A 23,533-nucleotide genomic window follows, 5' to 3' on the forward strand; every position below is an offset into this window, starting at 1 on the left:
GTCCCCTTGGTGATTCCCGGACCTAGCGGATGCCAGGAACCTGGAAGTTGAAAACGCCGGTATCGAACTGGTTGTATGCCTCGTAATCCACGAGTTCGTAGAGGCGCGCACGCGTGAGCATGTTTTCCACTTGTGCCTCTTGGGTCCCCGCAGCCTTAATCGATTCCAGCGTACGCTCTGCAGCGCCCATGGCAATGCGGAGGAGGGTGACGGGGTAGATGACCATGTTTACCCCGACGCCTTGGAGCTGGTCCACGGTGAAGAGGTCGGACTTTCCGAATTCCGTCATGTTGGCCAGGATGGGCACGTCCACAGCGTCGCGGATGGCCTGGAACTCGCTCAGATCAGCCATGGCTTCGGGGAAGATCGCGTCGGCGCCGGCGTCGACCAAAGCGCGGGCACGGTCTTGTGCTGCTTGGATTCCTTCGACGGCGCGGATGTCGGTGCGGGCCATGATGAGGAAGTTCGGGTCCCGGCGTGCGTCTGCTGCGGCGCGGATGCGTTTGGTGGCGGTGTCGATGTCCACGACGTTTTTGCCGTCGAGGTGGCCGCAGCGTTTGGGGTTGAACTGGTCCTCGATGTGGCAGCCGGCCAGGCCCGCGTTTTCGAGTTCCTGGACGGTGCGGGCCACGTTCATGGGTTCACCGAAGCCGGTGTCCGCGTCCACGAGGGAGGGCAGGTCGGTCATGCGGGCGATCTGCCCGGCGCGGGTGGCGACCTCGGTGAGGGTGGTCAGGCCGATGTCGGGCAGCCCGAGGTCGTTGGCCAGGACCGCGCCGGAGATGTAGACCCCGGCGAAGCCCTTTTCCTCGATCAGCCGTGCCGAGAGCGGGTTGAACGCCCCCGGGAACTGCTGCACGGTGCCGGAGTTCAGCAGCTCGCGGAGCTTGAGTCGTTTCTGTTCGGGGGTGGTGGTGGAGTACAGCATCTAGAACAGTCCCTTCGGAGCTGCTTCGAGGTTGATCACGCCGGGCGCTGCGGTGATGTTGAGCTGGTCCAGTTCGCCTTCGCCGAGTTCGGTGACGCGTTCGACGGCGGTGAGGAACCGTTCGATCTCGGCTTCCTCTACGAGTCCGGCCGCGAGGGTGCGGAACTTGTTGATGTATTGCTCGCGGGCGAACGGCCGGGCACCGAGCGGGTGCGCGTCGGCGACGGCGATTTCGTCGGTGATCACTGTTCCGTCCGTGAGGGTGATTTCCACAGAACCGCCGAAGGCTTTCTCGGCGATGTCCAGGGAGTGGTACCGGCGGGTCCATTCCGGGTCCTCCACGGTGGTGACCTTCTGCCAGAGGTCCACGGTGTCCGGTCGGGCGGCACGTTCTGGGGCGTACGAGTCCACGTGGTGCCAGGCGCCGTCCTGCAGGGCGACTGTGAAGATGTACGGGATGGAATGGTCCAGGGTTTCCCGCGACGCGGTGGGGGAGTACTTCTGGGGATCGTTCGCACCGGAACCGATCACGTAGTGGGTGTGGTGGCTGGTCTTGATCAGCACCGAGGCCACGTTCGCCGGGTCGGTGGTTTCGGGGTGTTCCTTGTGGAGCTTGCGGGCGAGGTCGATCCAGGCCTGGGCCTGGTACTCGGCGGAGTGTTCCTTGGTGTAGGTGTCCAGGATGGCGCGCTTGGCTTCCCCGGGCAGCGGCAGCGGGACCTCATAGGAGGCGTCGGGGCCGTCGAGCATCCAGGCGATCACGCCGTCTTCGCCTTCGTAGATCGGCACCGGGGAGGTTTGTCCGCGCATGGCCCGGTCCGCGGCTTCGACGGCCATCTTGCCCGCGAACGCCGGGGCGTGGGCTTTCCAGGTGGAGATTTCGCCCTTGCGGGACTGGCGGGTGGCGGTGGTGGTGTGCAGGGCCTGGCCCACGGACTGGAAGATCGTTTCCACGTCCAGGCCGAGCAGGGTGCCGATGCCGGCCGCGGCGGACGGGCCGAGGTGGGCGACGTGGTCGATCTTGTGCTTGTGCAGGCAGATGGCCTTGACCAGGTTCACCTGGATCTCGTAGCCGGTAGCGATGGCCCGGACAAGGTCCTTGCCGTTGGAACCCACGTGCTGGGCGACGGACAGGATCGGCGGGATGTTATCCCCGGGGTGGGAGTAATCCGCGGCCAGGAACGTGTCGTGGTAATCCAGCTCACGCACCGCCACGCCGTTCGCCCAGGCAGCCCACTCCGGGGACACCCGCTCCGTGATACCGAACACGGCAGAACCCTTGCCGTTCGCGGACGGCCCATGCGTCAATGCCTGGGCACGTGCTGCGACGATCGGTGCCCGGTTCAACGACGCGATGGCCACCGAGGCGTTATCGATGATCCGGTTGATCACCATATCCGTCACCTCGGGGGTGACCTCTACGGGGTCGGCGGCGACCACAGCGATCTTGTGGGCCAACTGCTCCTCACGGGGCAGGTTCTCTTCGGACTTGTAAACACGGACGTGGTTGTTCTTGACCATGGTGCTCCTTCTAATGAGGGTTTCTAGCGGGCCACGTGAGCGGCCTTGACGTGGGTAAGGCTTCGGTGCAGATGAAGTGTGGTGGCGGCTTCGGCCAGCCGCGGGTTGCCTGCGGCGATCGCTTCAGCGATGGCGGCATGCTCGGCGGCCGCGGCGTGAAGCCTGGCGGCGTCATCGGCGGCCAGCCGGCGCACCCGGACCAGGTGGACGCGAAGGCTCCGCATGGCATTGGCCAGGTAGGAGTTGGAGATCGCCGCGTCGATAGCCTCATCCAGACGGCCAACCAACGCGTAATACTCGTGACGTGCAGGATCCTTCTCGCTGAGCAGATCCGGCGCCCTCAGGAGTTGGGCCTGCAGTTCGGCAAAAACGCCCGGCTCTCCTCGCTGGGCAGCCAGAGCTGCTGCCCTGACCTCCAGCGTTTCGCGCAGCTCGAACAATTCATCGATGCTGTCCAGGGAAATATCGGTAACGACGACGCCGCGCCCACCTGCCGCCGTCGTCAGTCCTTCTGCGGTGAGCCGGCCCAACGCCTCCCGGACCGGCGTCCGGGAGACACCCAGCCGTTCGGACTGTTCTACTTCGGCCAGAACCGTTCCCGGCCGCAGGCGCCACTCAATGATGTCTTCACGGAGAGCCGCGTAGGCCCGATCACTGGCGCGCATGACTTTAGTGTATACATAAACCCGGCAATTTACAGCAATATGGACTCAACTGTCTGTTTATGTATACATTGCTAGCGAGTGGCAACGTAGTAAACGTTGAACGGATCCTCCTCGAGTTCCTTGACTTCCACGCTGCTGAAGCCAGCTTCACGGATCATCGCCGCTGCCAGTTCCTTGCCCCACACGGTTCCCAAGCCTTCCCCGCCCTGCCCCAGGGAGACGGCCATGCAATGGAAAGTGGAGATGGTGTAGAGGAAGGAGGCCCACGGCAGGTCGGCGTTCTTTTCCAGGTTGCTGGAGGCGTTGATGTCCACCATGAGGAAGGTTCCTCCGGGCTTCAGTGCCTTGTAGATGTTTCGCAAGACCTGGGCAGGATGGGCTTGGTCGTGGATGGCGTCAAAGGCTGTTACGAGGTGGTACTGGCCTTCTGCCTCAAGCCGGGTTACGTCCCTGAGCGTGAACTGGACGTTTGGAAGCTTCGATGCTGCCGCTTCGGCCCGCGCCACAGTCAGCGCCTCGTCAGAGAAGTCGTATCCCGTGAAAGTGCTGTGGTGAAAAGTGCTGGCCAGTAGGTTTACTGCATGCCCTTCGCCGCAGCCAATATCCGCCACGGCGATTCCTGCCTGCAAGGCACCTTCGCAGCCAGTCAACGGGAGAATCGAGTCCAAAAGCGAGGCGTCATTCACTGCAGCGCTTTCGGAGGCCATGATGTGGTGGAACTGCGGGTAGTCACCGTAGTTTGTTCCACCGCCGTCCCGGAACGCCTTGACGATCTTGGGAGCCACCTCACCCATCAGGGGGAGATACTGCAGTGTACGGGCCAGGTTTTCCGTTCCGGTCCCGCAGAGAACCGGAACAAATTCAGGACGAAGGTAGTACGTTGAATCGCTGGGTTCGAAGTGCACGAACCCTGCGGTCGTCATCCCTCCCAACCATTCGCGGACGTAACGCTCATGTGCTCCTGCAGCGTCCGCTATAAGTTGGCTTGTCGCAGGGGGCAGCGAGGCAAGGGTCTCAAACAGGCCGGTTTGATGGCCCACGGCAATGAGCAGTCCGATGGATGAGCTGTTCAGGATGTCAATCAGCCTGCCGGTGGCTTCCTGCCTCGCTTCTTCAAGTGACATTCCGGGCATCGTCGCCGTTTCATACTTCCCGGGCTGGGTGGTCTCCATGGTATTTCCTTGGTTTTCAGGGGGCCGGCGGCTCCGGCCTGTTGTCCCAATCCCCACGGTAGATTCGTGTCCCTACGAGCTTCTTCGGGCATTTTCTGCATTTTTTCGGCGGGCGTGGGTCGAACCATGCAGGACCCGAGCGAACGCCAGCTTACGCTCCAGGCCGCTCGGAGATCCCGTGCTGGTGCGCCCAAGCGGCGGCGGCCGTCCTGGAAGTTACGCCGATCTTGGTGAAGATGTTGGCCAAATGACGTCCGGCTGTTTTTTCTGAAATAGTCAGCGACTTGGCAATTTGCCGGTTGCTGGAACCAGCCAGGACGCAGCCCAGTACTTCCACTTCCCGGGACGTCAGGCCGCCGGGCTCTTGGGCAGGCCGGGTCCAGGAAATGTGCTTGGCGCCGAGCTGGTTCCGGATGGCGGCCGCGGTGGCGCGCTCGGCCTCTGCGCGGCCGGTTTCACCCAGGGCACCCCGGACAGTTGCCAGGCGTTCGTGGATCCGTGCCAGTTCGTAGCGCATGTGTTGGGAGCGGTAGGTCTGTGCTGCGGATTCCAGCTCATTGTTCGCCTCAGGCCAACGCCGCTCCTCCATCAGCACGGCACCACGCGCATGGTGCGCCCAGGCCAGGAAACCGGGGGTCCCGTAGAAAGAAGCGGTCTGTTCGAGCTCCAGGCAATGGGTGGCAGCCGCGCCGGGATCCCGGGGAGCCAGCAGTTCCACCAGGGGCAATAGAAGGCTGGCCCTCCCCAGTGTTCCGCGGTCCGCCAAGGCAGCCCGAAGCGCCTCTATGGCGGCGTCTGTCTTTCCGGCATCGGCAAGTAGCAGGGCACGGCCTGGTTGCGCATCCAGCCCGAGCCCGCGGGCCATGGCAAAGGCGGACTCTGCGCCGGCCACGTCGCCCCGGCGCCGACGGATCTCACCCAGTTCACAGTAGCCGTCGGCAGCGATCCAGCCGTGAGCGTTGCGGAGGCGTTCGGCTTCGTGGGGCATCTCAGCCTCAACCTGTCCCCAATTGCCCTCAGTGCCGAGCAATTGAAGTTCGTGAACGCGCGATATCCCGCTGTACATGAAGGATTGGGAAAGTCCGGCGCACCACGTGGCCAGCGCGTCAGTCCACGCGCGCATCCGGGCAAAGTCAGCCATCTCGTAGCAGAGGTGGATGATGGAGCAGTAAATGTCTCCGCCCCACTCTGCCGGAACCTGCCCCGCCATCACAGGCAGCATGGCCTCGTCCAAGTCCTGGAATCCTCGCGCGGACTGTCCTGTCCGAACCGCCGCCAAGCCGGACAACATGTACCCAAAGCTGGCCAATTCGGGTGAATCGTGCCTCCGGGTCATCTCCTTGAGGGAAACCGAGGCGGCGAGGGCCGGGACCGGATCGCCTTCCAGGTTCATTGCGTCATTGGCCTCCAGATAGAGCAAGTAGCCGTGTTCTGGCACCTCGGGCATATTCTCCAGCAGCCGGCGCGCACGATTGAGCCACGCCGAAGAAACTGCGAGGTTGCCGCGTATGCCCCACTGCATGGACAGCGTCAGTGCCGTCCGGGCCGCGGCCTGCGTCTGGTGTTCGTCATCCAAGCGATGGAAGATCTCCTCTGAGAGGGACATGGAGCGTTGAACGTCTCCCAGCCACCAGACGGAACGGGACAGGATCTCAAGGTCCGGCCAGCTGAGGGGAGCGTCCGCGGCTGCACGTTCCAGACTTCGGCGTGCCACGTCCCATTCCCCACGGGCAAAGGCTTCGCGGGCCTCGGAAAGTTGCTGCAGCTGTTGGGACATGGGCTCTCCACGGGTTCGGCTCCAGCTTACTGCGGGAGCCGTTCCTACGGCAGAAGGCTAGCCCCGGTTCCAGCCGTACTCGTTCTCCGGACGGCCTGGTGTTCCGTACCGCGGCGCCCTGGTAACCGTCCCGGCGTCGGCCAGGTATTCAAGGTACCGGCGGGCCGTGACCCGCGACATTCCCAAGGCATCCATGACTTCACTCGCGGATACCGCTTGTTGCCGGGCGCGGACAAAATCCTTTACCGACTCCAGTGTGGAACCGGACAGACCCTTCGGCAGTGGTAGTTCCGTTGGTGCCCGAAGACTCGCGAAGGCCTGGTCCACATCGTTCTGCGAAGCACCGGCCTTGGAGATGCCGGACACCGAGCCCGCCAATTGGTCACGGAAAGTGCGGTAGCTGTTCAGCTTGTCGGCAAAGGTTGAGTAAGTGAATGGCTTGATCAAATACTGCACGACGCCGATGGAAACGGCGCTGCGCACGATGTTCAGTTCACGGACGGCTGTGATGGCAATAATGTCGGCGAAGACTCCCGCCGAGCGCATGCGTCGGGCAACATCCAGCCCATGGAGGTCCGGCAGGTTCATATCAAGCAGGACCAGGTCCACGGGCGAGCCGGAGGCAGCGAATTCGCCAAGGATGCGCAGTGCAGACTGACCATCCGGAGCCGTTCCCACCAGCGTGAACCCTGGGAGCCTGCCCACGTAAATGGAGTGGGCGTCCGAGGCGATGGGCTCGTCCTCGACCACCAGGACGCGGATGTCTGTCATGCCTTCTCTTCCTCGGGAATGGGTGCGGGCAGCACAACATGGAACTGGGCGCCGCCTGGATTGCTGATGGTCATAGTACCGTTCAGCCGCTGGACAGCCTGCCGCACCAGGGCAAGGCCAACCCCGCGGCCATGGGCTCCGCGGGGATCGTCTTGGGACGACTTGGTGCTGTACCCGTACTGCAACACGTCATCAATCGATTCAGGATCAATGCCGGGTCCGGAATCCCGAACGGTGAATTCGACAGCAGCAGCACCGGCTTCGACGTCCAGTTCCACCTTTCGGGGCATCTCACCGGACGCCGCTGCATCAATGGCATTGTCCAGGAGGTTTCCCAGAATCGTCACGAGGTCCTGGATTTCCAGACCACGGACACCCGAACTCCCCGATGTCCGAACCACCAGTTCGACTCCGCGCTCATGCGCTTCGGCGGCCTTGCCCATCACCAAAGCACTCATCACCGGTTCATCCACCGACGCAAGCATGTCGTCCGTGAGCTGCTGGCTGAGCTCCAGGTCCTTCGTGGCGAACTCCAGCGCCTGCGGCGTGCGGCCCAACTCAAGAAGGGAAACAATCATGTGGAGGCGATTGGCGTGTTCATGGGTCTGGGCCCGCAACGCATCCGAGAGAGTCTTCATTGTTTCCAGCTCGGTTCCCAAGGACTCAATCTCGGTGCGGTCACGAATGGTGGCCACGGTGCCATAGACCGATGGCTTTTGCCGGCTGCGGGCAGGAACCGGGCCCACGGCAGGGGCTTGGTTTACCACCAGGATCCGTGAGCCAGTCAAATGGATTTCGTCGTGGGCCGGCCTGCCGGATTCGAAAAGCGCTCGCAGGCTGCCGTCGAAGGGGAGGTCGGACAGCTTGGGAGCATTTTCGGGGGAGCGGTCGGCATCGGAAGGTTCCAGCCCCAGCAACTCCGCGGCTTGATCGTTGTACATCACGGCTTTTCCCCGGGTATCGATCAGGATCACGCCTTCCCGGACGGAGTGCAGGACTGATTCGTAGTAGGCGAAGAGCTGCGCGAGCTGTTCCGGACCCCAGCCCCGCGTCACGGATCGCAGGTAACGTCCGAGCAGCCAGGAGGCTATGGAGCCAAAGAACAACACCACCAGCGCGATGCCGCCAATCACTCCCAGCCTTTCGGCGACATCGGTATCCACTGTTCTTACGGTGATGCCTGCAGCCACCAAGGCCTTGACGGTTCCACCGGAGTCCTTCACAGGCACGATGGTCCGGACGGAGGGCCCCAATGTGCCGGCAGTGACTTCAGTAAAAGTCTCACCTCGAAGGGCAGGCTCGATCGTGCCGATATAGGGCTTGCCCAGCTCTTCGGGACGTGGATGGGTCCATCGGGTCCGGTCGGGAGCCATGATGGTGATGAAATCCGCGTCGGCGTCCTTCATGACCTCCAGCGCATAGGGCTGCAATATTGCCGACGGATCAGAAGTTGCCGCCGCCTGCAATACGAGGGGGTTGTTGGCAATGGACGTTGCGATCGCAAGCATCCGGCTGCCCGCATCCTCGTATGCCCTGTCCCGCGCCTCCAGTACCGAGAACGCACCAAAGACAGCCGTCAGCACCAGCACGAACAGCAGGTTTGCCACGAACAAGCGGCGCGCGATGCTCCAGCGATGAAACAAGTAGGCCTCCCATGACCAATATGACCGCAACGGTGATGTGTGTCACCCGTGGCTGAATGATGGATATCACACAAGGGCAGCGGATTGGACACAAGTGCAGGACCGCAGCGCCTTACACAGTATCCAGAAGGAGAATCCCATGACCTCTCAACGAGGAGAGTCGGCAGTAGCCGCCACCGGTGGACGCAGGGGGCTCGACAAGTCGCATTACCTGTACATCGCGGTCATCCTGGCCGTAGTGCTCGGTGCTGTGGTCGGCCTGCTGTTCCCTGAGGTTGGAAAGTCCCTGAAGCCGCTCGGGGACGGCTTTATCAAGCTCATCAAGATGATGATCGCTCCGGTCATCTTCTGCACCATCGTCCTTGGCATCGGTTCCATCGCCAAAGCTGCCACCGTCGGAAAGGTCGGCGGACTCGCACTCGGCTACTTCGTGGCCATGTCGACCTTCGCATTGGCTATCGGCCTCGTTGTCGGCAACCTCATCCACCCGGGTGAAGGCCTGAAGCTGACTCCGTACGATCCCAACAAGAAAGCGGCCACGGACAGCACCGTGGACTTCCTTATGGGCATCATCCCCAGCGACATTCCCGTCCTGCCCACGCTCCTGGCAGCTATCCTGGTGGGCTTCGCGCTCCAGAAGATGGGTAAGCAGGGCACTCCGATCCTTACCGCAATCGGCCACGGACAGCGCCTTGTCTTCCGGATCCTCATCATGATCATGTGGCTGGCTCCAGTCGGCGCTTTCGGTGCGATCGCCGCCGTCGTTGGTGCCACTGGCGCCCAGGCAATCCTCAGCATGTTCACGCTGATGCTGGCGTTCTACATCACCTGCGCCGTGTTCATCGTGGTCATCCTTGGCTCCCTGCTCCGTGCGGTGGCCGGCGTCAACATCTTCAAGCTGATGAAGTACCTGGCCCGGGAATACCTCCTCATCTTCTCCACGTCCTCCTCCGAGGCAGCCCTGCCCCGCCTCATCGCCAAGATGGAACACCTCGGTGTCTCCAAGCCGGTCGTCGGCGTGACGGTACCCACCGGCTACTCCTTCAACCTTGACGGCACGGCCATCTACCTCACCATGGCCTCCTTGTTCGTCGCCAACGCCATGGGTACGCCGCTGGATCTGGGTGCCCAGATCTCGCTGCTGGTGTTCATGATCATCGCTTCCAAGGGCGCCGCAGGCGTCACCGGAGCCGGCCTTGCAACGCTTGCCGCTGGCCTGCAGGCACACAAGCCCGAGCTCCTGGGCGGCGTGGGCATGATCGTTGGCATCGACCGTTTCATGTCAGAAGCCCGTGCACTGACGAACTTCACCGGCAACGCCGTTGCCACCGTTCTGATCGGCACTTGGGTCAAGGAAATCGACAACGACCAGGTGGAGCGTGTCCTCTCCGGCAGTGAACCGTTCGACGAGACGACCATGATCGCCCACGGCGCAGAGGCTGAGGCGGCTCCGGAACCTGCAACCCGCCACAAGGCAGCCATCTAGCAGGATCGGCTTCACGCGATACAAAGCAACAAGGACCGGCACCCATGCAGGGTGTCGGTCCTTTGCCGTTCGCCGAGCAAGCAAAAGAAACAAGGCCCAAGCTCCTAACCTTCGACCTCAACTAGAGGGTAAAGGCTCAAAGATCAGCGAAAGTCAAGTTCCCCGAAATGCCGTGTCGGGGGCTGTAGCCTAGGTGGGTAGCAGCGCTGTACCCAGGGGAACAGCGGCAGGGAAGATCGTCGTCGAAAGAGTGGTTAGATACGTGAGCAGCGAACGGGGAACAGCTACGCTGGGAGACACCGAGCTCGATCTGGAAGACGCCATCATGGGGCCCACTGGCCGTCCTCACCGCGACTTTCCGGAACCCGCTCCGCTTGCCTCCCACGGCCCTGCAAGGGTCATTGCCATGGTTAACCAGAAGGGCGGCGTGGGCAAAACCACGTCCACCATCAACCTTGCGGCGGCGCTCGCGGAATACGGCCGGCGTGTGCTCCTGGTGGACTTTGACCCACAGGGTGCCCTATCTGCCGGGCTCGGCGCCAATCCGCACGAACTCGACCTCACCGTCTACAACGTCCTCATGGACCGCAAAGTGGACATCCGCGATGCCATCCAGCAGACCGGAGTGGAAGGCGTGGACCTTCTGCCCGCAAACATCGATCTCTCCGCGGCTGAAGTTCAACTGGTCAACGAAGTGGCGCGCGAGCAAGTCCTGGACCGCGCGCTCAAGAGGGTTGAAGATGACTACGACGTCGTGCTGATCGACTGCCAGCCATCGCTGGGCCTGCTGACGGTCAACGCGCTGACAGCCGCCCACGGCGTCATCATTCCGTTGATCTGCGAGTTCTTCGCACTTCGCGCAGTAGCGCTCCTCGTGGAAACCATCGAGAAAGTGCAGGACCGTTTGAATCCGCGTTTGCAGGTGGACGGGGTCCTCGCCACCATGTACGACGCCCGCACCCTGCACAGCCGCGAAGTTATATCGCGCCTCGTGGAGGCGTTCGGCGACAAAGTTTTCGAGACCGTCATCAAGCGTTCCATTAAGTTCGCGGACGCAACCGTCGCCGCTGAGCCTATTACGAGCTATGCCGGCAACCACATCGGTGCAGACGCCTACCGCCGCCTCGCAAAGGAACTTATCTCGCGCGGCGGCGCGCCGTAGCGAACACGTGGGACGGTCAGTCGCCGAGGCGGAAAGTCCGGAAAAAACACCCGACGCCGGCGCTTCCGACGCCCGTAAGGCGGGATTTGAGGTTCGGCTCGCAAACTTCACGGGGCCGTTCGACCTCCTGCTGGGCCTGATATCCAAGCACAAGCTGGACATCACCGAGGTGGCGCTGGCCACGGTCACCGATGAGTTCATCAAGTACATCCGCCGCCTCCAGGAACTGGGGGAAGACTGGGCGTTGGACGAGGCGAGCGAATTCCTGGTGATTGCCGCCACGCTCCTGGACCTGAAAGCTGCCCGGCTCCTTCCCGCTGGCGAAGTAGAGGATGAGGAAGATATTGCGCTCCTGGAAGCCCGGGATCTGCTGTTCGCCCGCTTGCTCCAGTACAAGGCGTTCAAGCAGGTAGCAGGTCTCATCAGTGAAACGCTCGAACAAGAAGACCGGAGATACCCGCGCCAGGTGGCGCTGGAAGGCCATTTCGCGGCGCTGCTGCCGGAACTCGTGTGGCGGCACACCCCCCAACAATTTGCGGAGCTTGCCGCCAAGGCGCTGAAACCGAAAGACGCGGCGCCTGCAGAGGTGGGATTGGACCACCTCCACGCGCCACCGGTCAGCGTCAAGGAGCAGGCAGAGATCATCGGATACCGGCTTCAACGTGGAGCCCCGCTTTCCTTCCGCGCGTTGATAGCGGACGCCGAGACAACCCTCGTTGTCGTGGCCCGGTTCCTGGCCTTGCTGGAGATGTTCCGGGACAGGGTTGTGGCCTTCGAACAGGCAGGTCCCTTGGCAGAGCTGACCGTTAGGTGGAGCGGAGACGTCGCCGAATGGGACAGTTCGAACCTGAGCGAAGAGTACGAGGAAACGAGCGAAGGGACAGCGAGTGACTGAGCAGGACATGGCCGAAGCCGGCCTTGCTGAGCTTGAAACTTTGCCCGGCGGGGCACGCGCAGCGTTGGAAGCTGTGCTCATGGTCATCGACGAGCCGGCCACCTCGGAGGAGTTGGCTGCGGGCTTGAACGTAACGGTCGCCGTCGTCGAGGATTTGCTGCAGGACCTGCAGCGGGAGTATAGCGGCTATACTGTTAAAGCCCCGGACGTGGATGCTGTCGGCTTTGCCGTTGCCAGCTCTGCCCCCCGGGGTTTTGAATTGCGGAACGTCGCTGGTGGGTGGCGGATCTATTCACGGTCTGATTTTGCGGACATCGTGGGCAGGTTCGTCCTCGAGGGGCAGACCACCAGGCTCACTCAGGCAGCGCTTGAAACCTTGGCGGTCATTGCCTACAGGCAACCGGTCTCCAGGGCCCGGGTTTCTGCAATTCGAGGCGTCAACGTCGATTCTGTGGTCCGGACCCTAACCCAGCGTGGTCTGATCGAAGACTCCGGGAACGATCCCGAATCAGGGGCTGTGCTGTACAGGACAACCTCATACTTCCTGGAACGGATGGGAATCGGCTCGGTGGCAGAACTGCCCCAGCTCTCGCCGCACCTTCCGGGTTTGGAAGGGATCGACGAGTACTACGACGCCAGCCGGATGTAAGCCGGCACCGCACGAGAACTACATACTGATTCACGGCACCGCTGCACGGTGCCACGGCAACAAGGGGCAGACGATGTCTGCCCGGCTGGCTAGTGTTGATTGCAGCACCGAATGCCGGCTATTACTAACAAGGACGGGTCATGACACAGGCGGGACGCCAGGGTTCACCACGTAACGGTTCGGGACGCAACAGTTCTGGACGCAATGAGGCAAGGGGCGGCACGGGCCGCTCCAACGCCGGCGGCTTCTCCGGCCGCGGCGGAAGCGCCGGCGCTGGAAAGCGCAACTTCAACCAGGGCGAAGGCCGTCCCTTCAAGGCTGCCAAGCCTCGGGAAGCGGCTCCCTTCGATCCGGACAACCCCACAACTGCTGGCAGCTACGACGCTCGTCAGGCCTCCAAGCCTGCCAAGCCCTTCCGTAAGCCAGGCTCCAACAAGCCCGGCTTCGGCAAGGCTCCTGGAACGCCTGGTGCGTTGAAGCCCAAGGCGAAGCCCGCCAAGCAATACGGCTCCAAGGCCTTTGGCAGCGAACGCTTCGGCCAGAACCTGGGCCCCATCCGCAAGCCCGCCCGCAACCGCGGTCCACGCCAGGAAGTCCCGCAGTCGGACCTCCATGATGTCGATGGCGTGCGCCTGCAGAAAGTCATGGCGCAGGCCGGCGTCGCTTCACGTCGCGTGTGTGAGGAAATGATCCTCGAAGGCCGCGTCGAGGTCGATGGCCAGGTCACCACCGAGCTTGGCATGCGTGTCGACCCCAAAACCGCCGTGATCCACGTTGACGGTATCCGCATCCAGCTCGACGAAACCCTCGTCTACATGGTCTTCAACAAGCCCAAGGGCGTTGTTTCCACCATGGAAGACCCCGAGGGCCGGCCGTGCATCAGCGACTTCCTGAAGAACGCCAAGGGTGAACGGCTCTTCCACGTCGGGCGTTTGGATGTCGCCACTGAAGGCCTGCTGTTGTTGACCAACGACGGCGAACTCGCCAACCGCCTGACCCACCCTTCGTATGAGGTGCCCAAGACGTACCTGGTTCAGGTGCGCGGCCCCTTCCCGCAGGGCGTCGGCGCGCAGCTGAAGTCCGGCGTCGAGCTTGAAGACGGTTTGGCAACTGTGGATTCCTTCCGGCTTGTTGACTCCACCCCTGGCCACGTCCTCATTGAGGTTGTCCTGCACTCGGGCAAGAACCGCATAGTTCGCCGTATGTTCGATGCTGTTGGTTTCCCGGTGGAGCGTCTTGTCCGTGTCAAGATCGGTCCCATTGGCCTGGGAGACCAGCGCCAAGGAAGCATCCGCAACCTCGGTAGGCAGGAAGTCGGTCACCTACTGGCATCTGTGGGGCTCTAAGGCATGTCGGCATTCCGCTCGCACGGCCGGGGCCATCTCGATGGCCCGGTCGTCGTTCTCGGTACAGGCCTGCTTGGAGCCAGCATTGGCCTTGGCCTGCGCGGACGTGGGGTTCCCGTTTTTCTTTTCGACCCCTCGCCGACTAACCAGGCGGTCGCGGTGGACATTGGTGCTGGCCGGCCGTTGGCTGAGCTTGACGAGCAACCTCAGTTGGTTGTTGTCGCTGCACCGCCTGACGTGACGGCAGACGTCGTGGAGAAGGCCCTGGCAGACTACCCGTCCGCCGTCGTCGTTGACATTGCCAGCGTCAAGGCCACGATCCAGTCCCAATTGCGGGAGCGCGGCGTGGATCTGGCCAGGTACGTGGGGACCCATCCGATGGCGGGCCGGGAAAAGTCGGGGCCGGTTGCAGCCAGGGGCGAGCTTTTCACGTCCATGCCGTGGGTGGTTTGCCCAACGGAGGAAACCGACACCGACGCACTGCAAACGGCGCGTTCGCTGGCAGGGGACCTGGGGGCCATCGTCTCCCAGTTCACTGCTGATGAGCACGATGAAGCGGTGGCTTTGGTATCGCATCTGCCCCAAATCATGTCTTCGCTTCTGGCGAGCCGCTTGCAGGGGACACCCCTGCATGCCCTGTCCTTGGCGGGAAACGGGTTGCGGGACACCACCCGCATCGCCGCCAGTGATCCCACCCTGTGGGTGCAGATACTGGGTGGCAACGCGGAAAAGGTTGTTTCCATCCTGCACGGCGTTCGTGAGGACCTGAATCGCTTGATCGGGACTTTGGAAGCGCCAGGTGCACCCGGAGCGCGTTTGGATCTCGCCCAGCTCATCAGTGAAGGCAACGCGGGGCAGGCCCGGATTCCGGGCAAGCACGGTGGGCCTCCACAAGCGTATTCCTGGCTTACGATCCTCGTGGATGACAAGCCCGGGCAGATCGCGCAGCTCCTGACCGAAATTGGCGAGATCGGCGTGAACGTCGAAGACCTCCGGCTCGATCATTCATCGGGCCAGAACGTGGGCATGGTGGAGCTCTCAGTCCTGCCGAGCAAGCACGACCTCCTTGTTGAAGCCTTGACCGACCGTGGATGGCGGGTACTCCAGTAATGACGCGTGAATTCTTTGGGCCGGAGACAGTCGCCCGCCCCGGCAAGCCGCTCGTGATCGCGATCGACGGCCCCTCGGGGTCTGGCAAGTCCAGCGTCAGCAAGGAAGTTGCCCGGCGCTTGAAGCTGGCGTACCTGGATACCGGTGCGATGTACCGCGCACTCACGTGGTACTGCCTCAAAACAGGACTCGACCTCCAGGACGGCGCTGCGGTGGAGCAGGCTTCCAAGGTCATGCCCCTGGAAATCAGCACCAGCACCGCTACCGAATATGTGGCTGTAGACGGCACGGACATTACCGATGAAATCCGTGATCCTTTGATTTCGTCCTCGGTGAGCGCCGTCGCTACTACGCTGGGTGCCCGCACGGAGTTGATCCGCCGCCAGCGCCAGCTCATCGACCAGCACCATCACCGGATGGTGGTGGAGGGGCGCGATATCACCACTGTGGTTGCCCCGAACGCCGAGGTCCGCATGCTCCTGACCGCAAGCGAAGAGGCCAGGCTCCGGCGTCGTGGTATCCAGTTGGGCGGGACGCAAAGCAAGGAACAGCTTGCCGCGCAGGTGACCCAGCGCGATGCCAAGGACTCCACGGTGGTGAACTTCACCCAAGCCGCTGACGGCGTTGTGACGCTCGATTCCTCGGACCTGGACTTTGAGGAAACAGTGGAAACGGCCCTGGCGATCGTTAGCAAGGTCATCTATGGCGACTAATAAGCAGTTTCTTGCGCTCGGCCTTCCAGCCAAGTGGACACGCATATGGAGCCGTCCCGTTGGCTGGATCCTGGATCACGTCATTTATCGGACGGTCGTGTCAGGCAAGAGCAACATACCCGCCGCCGGTCCAGTGATCTTTGCGGGCAACCACATCAGCTTCCTGGACGGTCCCGTGATGTTCGGCGCTTCGCCGCGTCCCATGCACATCCTGGTCAAGAAAGAGATGTTCCGTGGATTCCTGGGGCGCGTCCTCAAGGGATCAGGGCAGATTCCCGTGGACCGAAGCGGTGACCGCAGCGCACTGCACGTGGGCAAGCAGTTGCTCGACGCCGGCCGTTGCGTTGGGATCCTGCCCGAAGGTACCCGGGGGAGCGGCTCCGCTGACAGCATCAGCAATGGTGTCGCCTGGCTCGCCATCAACTCCGGGGCCACCGTCATACCAGTCGCGATCCTTGGAACCCGCCAAGGCGATGAGCACCGCGACCACATACCCAAACCCCGCCGTACGCTGTATGTCAGCTTCGGCGAACCCCTCACGGTGCAGCGCCGGAAGGGCGAACCGGGGCGTGTTTCAATGGACAGGGCGGCTGCGGCAATCCGCGATGCACTGGCCGGACACGTCCAGGATGCAGTCAGGACCACAGGGCAGGGCCTTCCCCAGGAACCTCCGTCCGGACCATCCACACAGCAGCACCGCCAAACAGAAGTAGCCGGGACGCCGGCAGACCACCATTAAGGAACGTGCAATGAGCGATACGACTCAAAAATCCGGCCTCCACGGAGCCGGCGACGACGAATACACGCCCACCGGCACCGACCAGGTGGCTGAGAACCTGGCTGCCCTGGACGATGAAGAGGCCGAACTCCGTGCGGCCACCCTCCGGGCGGGCCTGGATGATTACGACCTCGACGAAGACGACGCTGCGCTGCTTAGCGGCGATTACGACGACGAAGGCGACGAAGGTCCCCTCAAGCTGGATCCGGTGCTTGCCATCATTGGCCGTCCCAACGTGGGCAAGTCAACCTTGGTCAACCGCATCCTGGGACGCCGTGAAGCTGTCGTTGAGGACACCCCGGGTGTTACGCGCGACCGCGTTATGTACTCCGCACGTTGGAACGGCCGCAACTTCACGTTGGTAGACACCGGCGGATGGGAACACGATGCCAAGGGCATCCACGCCCGTGTAGCCGAGCAGGCCGAGATGGCCGTTGAGCTTGCCGACGCTGTTCTCTTCGTCGTGGACTCCGCCGTTGGCGCGACTGCAACGGATGAAGGCGTCATGAAGATGCTGCGCAAGAGCAAGAAGCCGGTCATCATGGTGGCCAACAAGGTGGATGACTTCGCGCAGGAAGCTGACTCCGCAGCATTGTGGGGCCTTGGTTTCGGCCAGCCTTATCCGGTGTCCGCCCTCCACGGCCGCGGCGTAGCCGACCTCCTGGACCACGTTATGGACACCCTGCCCGAGTTTTCCCTGGTGGAGGGCGTGGAGCGTTCCGGTGGACCGCGTCGCATCGCCCTGATCGGCCGTCCAAACGTTGGAAAGTCCTCGCTGCTGAACAAGTTGGCAGGTTCCGAGCGCGTGGTGGTTGATCCGCTGGCCGGCACAACGCGGGACCCCGTAGACGAGTTCATTGAACTTGGCGGCCGGACCTGGCGTTTCGTAGACACTGCAGGTATCCGCCGTCGTCAGCACATGGCACAGGGCGCCGATTTCTACGCGTCACTGCGTACGCAGGCCGCGCTCGAAAAGGCGGAGGTCGCCGTCGTGCTCCTCGCCGTGGACGAGGTCCTCAGCGAACAGGATGTCCGCATTCTGCAGTTGGCGATTGAATCCGGCCGTGCCCTGGTGCTCGCGTTCAACAAATGGGACCTGCTGGACGACGAACGCCGCCGCTACCTCGAGCGTGAAATTGAGCAGGACCTGGCCCACGTTGAGTGGGCTCCGCGAGTGAACATTTCCGCGAAGACCGGTTGGCACAAGGACCGCCTGGTTCCTGCCTTGGATACGGCGCTGGAAAGCTGGGACCGCCGTATCCCCACTGGCCGCCTGAATGCCTTCCTAGGTGAATTGGTTGCTGCTCACCCGCACCCGGTTCGCGGTGGCAAGCAACCGCGTATCCTCTTTGGCACCCAGGCATCCAGCCGCCCGCCGAAATTCGTGCTGTTCACCACGGGCTTCCTGGATCCCGGATACCGCCGCTTCATCACGCGTCGCTTGCGCGAAACGTTCGGCTTCGAAGGCACGCCCATCGAGGTCAACATGCGCGTTCGTGAGAAGCGCGGCAAGAAGCGCTAAATGAGACGGGCATCACAGCCGACTTTGGCTCTGATGGCATTGGCACCCTCCAACTTCGTGTAAGCTTTTGGAGGTGGTTCGGCCGGACTGCTTAGGTGGGACTCTTCGGAGGAAAACCTGGGCGGAGAACGGTGGAACCAGCGGGCTGTAGCGCAGCTTGGTAGCGCACTTGACTGGGGGTCAAGGGGTCGCAGGTTCAAATCCTGTCAGCCCGACCAATAAGGCCGGAATCACGCGGAAACGCGGGGTTCCGGCCTTTGGTCGTTAACGAGCGAGTGGCCCCGGCTCAGGGCTATCGGCAACAAAGTGTGCTCTTGCTCGCTGAACTCGACTTTGTAGGGCAAGTTCAGCGAACAAGACCGGGTTTTGCGCCTGCCTAGGCCTTCTGCAGCGCTCCCAGTGCGCGCACCAGGGGTTCGAGTTCCGGAACCTGCTCGGCGGCTTCCAGGGCCGACGCCAAGGTCTCATCGTGCACGGGCTTTGCCGCCTCAAGAAGCTTTTGGCCGGCGACCGTTAGCTCGGTGTAGATCCCGCGACGATCATCCGCGCAGAGGATCCGCGTCAGCAGCCCCCGGTCCTCCAGGCGGTTGACCAGGCGGGTGGTTGCACTGCTGGAAAGAGCCGTGGCGCGGGCAAGCTGCTGCATGCGCATGTGCCACCCGTCCTGGCGGCTCAGGGCGTCAAGAACCGTGTATTCCACCACCGAGAGCTCGGTGGAAGCCTGGAGGGCTTTCTCGAGTTCTGCTTCGATGCTCCCGTGCAGGGCAGCGAGGGTGCGCCACCCCTGTGCCCGTACTTCTACGGCGTCATCCTTGATGCCCATGCCTGTTGTGCTCCTGCCTTGGTTTGCGTATCAGTGCAGCCGCCTGAAAGTAGTTGCTTGCGCAATTATCTAGCGTGTGCAACTATATACACAGCGTCTGCAACTATTATTCTACGGGTTCCCCGAGGCGCACATCCACTTTGCTTTTGGGAGCCACCCATTTAAGGAGTTCCATATGCCCGCAGGGTTGATCGCCCTCGCCCTTGGCGGATTTGGCATCGGATTAACCGAATTCGTCATCATGGGCCTTCTGCCGGAAGTAGCGGCAGATTTCCAGGTGAGCGAGGCCTCGGCAGGCTGGTTCATTTCCGGCTATGCGCTCAGCGTTACGGTTGGTGCCCTCCTGGTGACTGCCGCCGTTACCAGGCTTCCGCGCAAGCCCGTCCTTGTTGGACTGCTTGTTCTGTTCATCCTCGGCAACTTCCTCTCCGCCATTGCCGACTCGTACGCGGCGATGCTCGTGGGCCGCATCATTGCGGCGTTGTGCCACGGTGCGTTCTTCGGAATCGGCTCGGTGGTAGCAGCCAGCCTGGTTCCCGCACACAAAAAGGCCGGTGCCATTGCCATCATGTTCACTGGACTTACTGCTGCCAACGTCCTTGGCGTTCCTTTCGGTACTCTCCTCGGCCAGAACTTTGGTTGGCGTTCGACGTTCTGGGCCATCACCGGAATAGGAGTGCTTGCACTGCTTGGTATCGCGCTGATGGTGCCCAAGGGGAGTACTGAGCAAACCAAGGGCCTCCGTAGTGAACTGGGTGCCTTCAAATCCGGCCAGGTCTGGCTTTCCATCCTGGTGACGATTTTGGGCTTTGGCGGCATGTTTGGCGCTTTCACGTACATAGCCTTCACGCTTACTGAAGTCTCCGGGTTTGAGGCGGGCGCCGTCCCGTGGTTGCTGGTGCTCTTCGGCGGCGGACTGTTCGTCGGCAACTTCCTCGGTGGGAAGGCGGCCGACAAAAACCTGGACGGATCACTCGTGATTATCCTTGCCGGCTTGGTACTGGTCCTGGGCTTCTTTGCCCTCACCGCGTCCAGGAGCATCGCAACCCTGGTCTCGCTGACCCTCATGGGCGGCTTCGGTTTCGCTACTGTCCCCGGGCTGCAGATGCGCGTGATGCACTTTGCCTCCTCCGCTCCCACGCTGGCATCCGGTGCCAACATTGGCGCGTTCAATCTGGGTAATGCGCTGGGCGCCTGGCTCGGAGGGGTCACCATTTCGGCTGGTCTGGGCTACACCTCGCCCATCTGGGCAGGAGCCGCGATTACTGTGGCCGCGTTGCTGGTCATGCTTGCTGCCGCCGCAGCAGCCAAGCGCAAGGGAATTGCCACAGTAAAGACCACGCCCGACGTCGAACGCGAACCCCAGGGTGCGCCCGTGTCCTGACGATGTCCACGGGAAAGTGAAAGCCCGCCGTGGAACGGTTTGAACGTTCCACGGCGGGCTTTTCAGCGTCTCAGGGCCCGCTTATGCCTGAGGAGTGCTGTCCCGGGCTTCCTGCTCTGCTCTCTTGGCGGCGCGGGTGCGTTCGTTCTCCGCCTGCTTCAGCGTCCTCATCTGCTTACCCCGCCTACGCCACAGGGCCCAAAGAACAGTCACCACCACAAAAATCACTGCAGCCGCCACGGCCGAGATCGCGGTCCACGTGGTGAAGAAGCCGGCATCCACACTTAAGGTTCGCTGGCCGGCGTGCGCAGATTCGGTGGAACCGAACACAATGCCGGCCGTAAGCAGGTTCGGCGTTGCGATGGCGACGGCGGCCAACAGGATGACGATCTTCCAAGGCCAGGAGACAGCCTTGTGGGTTGCCTGCCACGCCACCACGAGGGGAATGAAGGTAAAGACGAAGCCGTAAAACATACCCACCAGTACACTCGCGCCGAGGTCCCGCCGGATCTGCCCCGCTACGACGTCGGACCACCAACGCGGCAGAATGGCGCCAAGGATGAAGTAGGCAGCCACAGCGACAAGCAATGCCACCAGGATCAGAATAATTTTTACGCCCCAATTGCGTTTTTTCCGAGCTGGTACTTGTGCTTGTTCAGTCATGGGTCAATCATGGCAGAGACCTCATCAGGCACAGGGGAATTGTGCCTATACTTTCAGCGGTGGCCGGATGCCCGGGCCGCCGTCGAGATCCGTAAATGTCCCGATGAAAGGCGACCCATGAGCAATATTCCAGCCGATCTTTCCTACACCGCAGAGCATGAGTGGGTTTCTGCCCCTGACGCCGATGGCGTGGTGCGGATTGGTATCACCGACTTCGCGCAGGACGCCCTGGGTGACGTTGTTTACGCCCAGATGCCCGAACCCGGGACCAAGATCACCGGGAATGAAGTTGTTGGCGAGGTTGAATCCACCAAGAGCGTCAGCGATATCTATGCTCCGGTTAGCGGAGAAGTCATTAACCGGAATGATTCTTTGGACCAGGATCCGGCACTGATCAACTCCGATCCTTACGGCGATGGTTGGCTTTTTGAAGTAAAGCTGGCAGAAGCCGATGCGGTGGATTCCCTGCTCAGTGCATCGGAGTACGAACAACAGGTAGGCTAAAGTTATCTGGCCCGCCCGGCTGCATTCTTTTAGTCAAGGACGCGGGAAGGCGGGCCAGCAACCGATTTGCCCGGCGGTACCGGGAGGCGGAAGTGGCTGGCAGGGTTTGGAACTGCCGGCGGATGAGGAGGAAATTCCATGGTTGGCGGCGAACAGAATCAAGCCAATGTCGGGAAGGGCGCGGAAGAGCAACCCACGTCGGAGACCACCTCGATCAGCATCACGCCAACGTGGGACGAGCCCAGCGTCGCACCCAGGCTTGCACCCGAAGAGCGTGCGTCCGTTGATGCCCTGCCGCCGGACTCTGCCTTGCTCATCGCGCACAGCGGACCAAACGCAGGAGCCCGGTTCCTCCTGGACGCCGATACCACCACGGCTGGCAGGCACCCCGACGCCGACATCTTCCTGGATGACGTCACGGTGTCCCGCAAGCACGTGGAATTCCACCGAACTCCCACGGGCTTCGAACTCGTGGATATGGGCAGCCTCAACGGAACCTACGTGAACCACGACCGCGTGGATCGGGTGCAGTTGAAGAGTGGCAATGAGGTCCAGATCGGCAAGTTCCGACTGACCTACTACTTGAGCCCTGGCCGCCCGGCGGGCCAAGTCTGACCCCGGGGTACTTGCCTGTGGCAATGGCCCAGCCGGAACGTCGCGGACCGCAGGTCCTGAACATCGGGGAAGTCCTGGCTCAATTGAGCGATGACTTCCCTGGGATGACCGCGTCCAAAATCCGCTTTCTTGAGGAAAAGGGCCTCATTAATCCAAAGCGGACTCCCGCAGGATACCGGCAGTACGCGGACAGTGATGTTGAGCGGCTCCGTTTTGTCCTCGCACTTCAGCGCGACCAGTACTTGCCGCTGAAAGTCATCAAGGATTACCTGGACGCGATTGATCGGGGGGAGCGGCCAGAGAACCTGCCTCCGGGCGTCACGGTTTCGCCTCGGGTGGTTTCGTCGGAGATGGCTGCGGAAATCCAAGGGCGTGCGCGCGCCCTGACAGAGGAGCAACTCCGGGCCGAATCGGGTGCGAGTGTGCCCTTGTTGGAGTCGCTCCTGAGCTTCGGGCTGATCAGCCACGTTGGCGGCAAGTTCGACGAACACGCCCTCCAGGTTGCACGTGCTTGCGTCCAGTTGGAGGGTCACGGTTTGGAGCCTCGCCACCTCCGGCCGTTCCAGGCTGCGGCCGAGCGTGAGTTCGGCCTGGTGGAAAGAGCGGTTGCGCCCTTGACGTCCAGGCGTGACGCAGCCTCCCAAGCACGGGCCGCCGAGGCAGCGCGTGAAATCAGCGAACTGTGCCTGACGCTGCACAGGGCGCTCGTCCACGACCGTATCTCCCGGATGGACTCCTGATGATCGAAGTTGAAATTGTCGGCGTCCGGATCGAATTGCCGTCCAACCAGCCCTTGGTCCTCCTTCGCGAAATCAAGGGGGAGCGGCACGTCCCCATCTGGATCGGAACACCGGAAGCAAGTGCCATCGCCCTGGCCCAGCAGGGTGTTGTTCCACCGCGACCCATGACGCACGATCTCCTGATTGACGTCGTGGAGTCCCTGGGGCACTCAATCATCAGCGTCAACATCGTGGCGGTTGAAGACAACATCTTCTATGGGCAACTGCAATTCGACGACGGCACGGTAGTTAGTTCGCGCGCTTCCGATGCGTTGGCGCTTGCATTGCGGGCCAAATGCCGCATTTGGTGCGCTGATGCAGTGATGGAGGAAGCCGGCGTCCGGATCACTGAGCATGATGAAGGCGAAGATTCAGAGCCGGATCCCAGTGTGGACGAGGAACGTGAAATGCGGCGCTTCCGGGAGTTCCTGGACGACGTGGAACCTGAGGATTTCGAAGGCTGAATTACCCTAAGCCTAAAGTTGAGGGTGAAACTTTCGACACGACCGGATTTTGGGCCCGGGGTCTTTGACCTAGGGCCCTCCCGGGCCTAACGTCGAAGGTATCAAGTTCCCGTTGCATACACTGCCCGCGCAAGTCACACTGGAAGGTGCCGACTTGTGGGAA

General features: G+C 62.1%; 23 protein-coding genes and 1 tRNA gene. 15 read left to right on the forward strand and 9 right to left on the reverse strand.

Annotated features, from left to right (window positions below):
- Positions 1-22: 22 nt before the first annotated feature.
- The 7 genes from prpB to ACFX4T_RS10295 all read right to left on the reverse strand — a co-directional run bounded on the left by prpB (position 23) and on the right by ACFX4T_RS10295 (position 8,477).
- Positions 23-928 carry a methylisocitrate lyase gene (gene prpB, locus ACFX4T_RS10265; RefSeq protein ID WP_223948600.1) on the reverse strand — a complete coding sequence of 302 codons (906 nt, stop codon included), beginning with the start codon at positions 926-928 and terminating at the stop codon, positions 23-25.
- Positions 929-2,449, reverse strand: coding sequence for an MmgE/PrpD family protein (locus ACFX4T_RS10270; RefSeq protein WP_377651715.1), 1,521 nt, complete (start codon positions 2,447-2,449; stop codon positions 929-931).
- A gap of 23 nt (positions 2,450-2,472) precedes the next feature.
- Positions 2,473-3,114 (reverse strand): GntR family transcriptional regulator, encoded by a 642-nt coding sequence (locus ACFX4T_RS10275; RefSeq protein ID WP_216922889.1) that lies wholly within the window; start codon positions 3,112-3,114, stop codon positions 2,473-2,475.
- 71 nt (positions 3,115-3,185) lie between these two features.
- Positions 3,186-4,286, reverse strand: coding sequence for a class I SAM-dependent methyltransferase (locus ACFX4T_RS10280; RefSeq protein WP_223948602.1), 1,101 nt, complete (start codon positions 4,284-4,286; stop codon positions 3,186-3,188).
- Positions 4,287-4,437: 151 nt separating this feature from the next.
- On the reverse strand, positions 4,438-6,063 hold the full coding sequence (locus ACFX4T_RS10285; RefSeq protein WP_377651716.1) for a LuxR C-terminal-related transcriptional regulator: 1,626 nt from the start codon (positions 6,061-6,063) through the stop codon (positions 4,438-4,440).
- 57 nt (positions 6,064-6,120) lie between these two features.
- The gene (locus ACFX4T_RS10290) at positions 6,121-6,834 is read right to left on the reverse strand and encodes a response regulator (RefSeq protein WP_223948603.1); all 714 of its coding nucleotides are present in this window, start codon (positions 6,832-6,834) and stop codon (positions 6,121-6,123) included.
- Positions 6,831-8,477 carry an ATP-binding protein gene (locus tag ACFX4T_RS10295; protein ID WP_377651717.1) on the reverse strand — a complete coding sequence of 549 codons (1,647 nt, stop codon included), beginning with the start codon at positions 8,475-8,477 and terminating at the stop codon, positions 6,831-6,833. The genes ACFX4T_RS10290 and ACFX4T_RS10295 overlap by 4 nt, the downstream gene beginning before the upstream one ends.
- A gap of 139 nt (positions 8,478-8,616) precedes the next feature.
- Between ACFX4T_RS10295 and ACFX4T_RS10300 the strand changes: the two genes are divergently transcribed.
- The 10 genes from ACFX4T_RS10300 to ACFX4T_RS10345 all read left to right on the forward strand — a co-directional run bounded on the left by ACFX4T_RS10300 (position 8,617) and on the right by ACFX4T_RS10345 (position 18,356).
- Positions 8,617-9,963, forward strand: a complete 1,347-nt coding sequence (locus ACFX4T_RS10300) for a cation:dicarboxylate symporter family transporter (protein ID WP_377651718.1) — start codon at positions 8,617-8,619, stop codon at positions 9,961-9,963.
- A gap of 262 nt (positions 9,964-10,225) precedes the next feature.
- The gene (locus tag ACFX4T_RS10305; RefSeq protein ID WP_216922900.1) at positions 10,226-11,125 is read left to right on the forward strand and encodes a ParA family protein; all 900 of its coding nucleotides are present in this window, start codon (positions 10,226-10,228) and stop codon (positions 11,123-11,125) included.
- Positions 11,126-11,132: 7 nt separating this feature from the next.
- Positions 11,133-12,020, forward strand: coding sequence for a segregation and condensation protein A (locus ACFX4T_RS10310; protein WP_377651720.1), 888 nt, complete (start codon positions 11,133-11,135; stop codon positions 12,018-12,020).
- Between the two features lie 7 nt (positions 12,021-12,027).
- Positions 12,028-12,669: an SMC-Scp complex subunit ScpB gene (locus ACFX4T_RS10315; RefSeq protein ID WP_216923794.1), complete on the forward strand. Its 642-nt coding sequence runs from the start codon at positions 12,028-12,030 to the stop codon at positions 12,667-12,669.
- A gap of 140 nt (positions 12,670-12,809) precedes the next feature.
- The gene (locus ACFX4T_RS10320; protein WP_216922904.1) at positions 12,810-14,015 is read left to right on the forward strand and encodes a pseudouridine synthase; all 1,206 of its coding nucleotides are present in this window, start codon (positions 12,810-12,812) and stop codon (positions 14,013-14,015) included.
- 3 nt (positions 14,016-14,018) lie between these two features.
- The gene (locus tag ACFX4T_RS10325; protein WP_216922905.1) at positions 14,019-15,125 is read left to right on the forward strand and encodes a prephenate dehydrogenase; all 1,107 of its coding nucleotides are present in this window, start codon (positions 14,019-14,021) and stop codon (positions 15,123-15,125) included.
- Entirely contained in the window at positions 15,125-15,838 is a 714-nt protein-coding gene (cmk, locus tag ACFX4T_RS10330) for a (d)CMP kinase (RefSeq protein ID WP_216922906.1), read from the forward strand. Before ACFX4T_RS10325 ends, cmk begins: the two co-directional genes overlap by 1 nt.
- Positions 15,828-16,577 (forward strand): lysophospholipid acyltransferase family protein, encoded by a 750-nt coding sequence (locus ACFX4T_RS10335; protein WP_377651723.1) that lies wholly within the window; start codon positions 15,828-15,830, stop codon positions 16,575-16,577. The genes cmk and ACFX4T_RS10335 overlap by 11 nt, the downstream gene beginning before the upstream one ends.
- 10 nt (positions 16,578-16,587) lie before the next feature.
- Positions 16,588-18,138 (forward strand): ribosome biogenesis GTPase Der, encoded by a 1,551-nt coding sequence (gene der, locus ACFX4T_RS10340; protein WP_216922908.1) that lies wholly within the window; start codon positions 16,588-16,590, stop codon positions 18,136-18,138.
- 141 nt (positions 18,139-18,279) lie between these two features.
- Positions 18,280-18,356: transfer RNA gene (locus tag ACFX4T_RS10345), tRNA-Pro, on the forward strand.
- Positions 18,357-18,514: 158 nt separating this feature from the next.
- Here the strand turns inward: ACFX4T_RS10345 and ACFX4T_RS10350 are convergent.
- Positions 18,515-18,961 (reverse strand): MarR family winged helix-turn-helix transcriptional regulator, encoded by a 447-nt coding sequence (locus tag ACFX4T_RS10350; protein WP_216922909.1) that lies wholly within the window; start codon positions 18,959-18,961, stop codon positions 18,515-18,517.
- A gap of 175 nt (positions 18,962-19,136) precedes the next feature.
- Between ACFX4T_RS10350 and ACFX4T_RS10355 the strand changes: the two genes are divergently transcribed.
- Positions 19,137-20,345, forward strand: a complete 1,209-nt coding sequence (locus ACFX4T_RS10355; RefSeq protein WP_377651725.1) for an MFS transporter — start codon at positions 19,137-19,139, stop codon at positions 20,343-20,345.
- 81 nt (positions 20,346-20,426) lie between these two features.
- Here the strand turns inward: ACFX4T_RS10355 and ACFX4T_RS10360 are convergent, their stop codons facing one another.
- Positions 20,427-21,008, reverse strand: coding sequence for a hypothetical protein (locus ACFX4T_RS10360; RefSeq protein WP_223948611.1), 582 nt, complete (start codon positions 21,006-21,008; stop codon positions 20,427-20,429).
- A 117-nt stretch (positions 21,009-21,125) separates the two neighbouring features.
- On the opposite strand from ACFX4T_RS10360, the gene gcvH reads away from it, so the two are divergent.
- The 4 genes from gcvH to ACFX4T_RS10380 all read left to right on the forward strand — a co-directional run bounded on the left by gcvH (position 21,126) and on the right by ACFX4T_RS10380 (position 23,370).
- Complete coding sequence (gene gcvH, locus ACFX4T_RS10365) at positions 21,126-21,512, forward strand: glycine cleavage system protein GcvH (RefSeq protein WP_216922914.1); 387 nt, start codon at positions 21,126-21,128, stop codon at positions 21,510-21,512.
- A 138-nt stretch (positions 21,513-21,650) separates the two neighbouring features.
- Positions 21,651-22,127, forward strand: a complete 477-nt coding sequence (locus ACFX4T_RS10370; RefSeq protein WP_216922916.1) for an FHA domain-containing protein — start codon at positions 21,651-21,653, stop codon at positions 22,125-22,127.
- A 23-nt stretch (positions 22,128-22,150) separates the two neighbouring features.
- Positions 22,151-22,867 carry a MerR family transcriptional regulator gene (locus ACFX4T_RS10375; RefSeq protein ID WP_216922918.1) on the forward strand — a complete coding sequence of 239 codons (717 nt, stop codon included), beginning with the start codon at positions 22,151-22,153 and terminating at the stop codon, positions 22,865-22,867.
- On the forward strand, positions 22,867-23,370 hold the full coding sequence (locus ACFX4T_RS10380) for a bifunctional nuclease family protein (protein ID WP_216922920.1): 504 nt from the start codon (positions 22,867-22,869) through the stop codon (positions 23,368-23,370). The genes ACFX4T_RS10375 and ACFX4T_RS10380 overlap by 1 nt, the downstream gene beginning before the upstream one ends.
- The last annotated feature ends 163 nt before the right edge of the window (positions 23,371-23,533 follow it).

The organism is Paenarthrobacter sp. YIM B13468 (assembly GCF_042788025.1).
Classification (GTDB): domain Bacteria; phylum Actinomycetota; class Actinomycetes; order Actinomycetales; family Micrococcaceae; genus Arthrobacter; species Arthrobacter aromaticivorans.